The organism is Streptomyces xylophagus (assembly GCF_000716435.1).
Taxonomy (GTDB): Bacteria; Actinomycetota; Actinomycetes; order Streptomycetales; family Streptomycetaceae; genus Streptomyces; species Streptomyces xylophagus.
Map to the genome: position 1 here is coordinate 1 of NZ_JNWO01000112.1, position 612 is coordinate 612.

The 612-nt window shown below is 62.7% G+C and carries 1 protein-coding gene; it reads left to right on the plus strand.

Translation table 11 applies throughout. The features are described 5' to 3' along the window. Nucleotides 1-10 precede the first annotated feature (10 nt). A partial coding sequence (locus tag OO70_RS50520; RefSeq protein WP_043688318.1) for a hypothetical protein occupies nt 11-612 on the plus strand: 602 nt, incomplete at its 3' end.

The window sequence follows — 612 nt, forward strand, 5'->3', positions numbered from 1 at the left end:
GTAAGCCGACATGCAGACTTTCCAGACCGCCGCCGTGGTCGGCCTGATCGACAATATGTCGGGGCCTCTGAAGCAGTTATCCAACCAGGCGAAGCAGGCCGCGAAGCAAATAGAGCTGATGAAGCTCGACGCTTCCGGCCTGAACCAGTACAATCGCGGACTAGTCGACGCGAACTCCCAGGCGAGGCAGCACCTTTCGCATCTCCACTCCATCAAGGCGGCGTGGCGTGAGGTCGGCGGCATCGTTGCGGGGGTCGCGTCGAGCTACGCGCTGCACAAGGCGGCGGACGCCGTCAAGAATTACATCCCGCTCGAACGCGAGAATCGCTACATGCGAGCGGTCGGCGTCCAGCGCGACGAGAACGGGAAGATCAGCGGCTACGGGTATAGCCAGTCTGAGATGGCTGGCCTGCTCGCGCAACAGCGGCGCGGCGCGTTCGATTACGGCGAAAGCCCGATTGACGTAGCTCACGCGCAGATGGCGTTCGCGCAGCGGCAAATCTCGGCGCGTACCTCGCAGATCATGACCGACCAAGCGCTCATCCTGTCGAAGGCGCTCGGCACGTCGGTCAAAGACGCGGCGGTGATCCTCGAAGGCTCGATCTTCGCGAA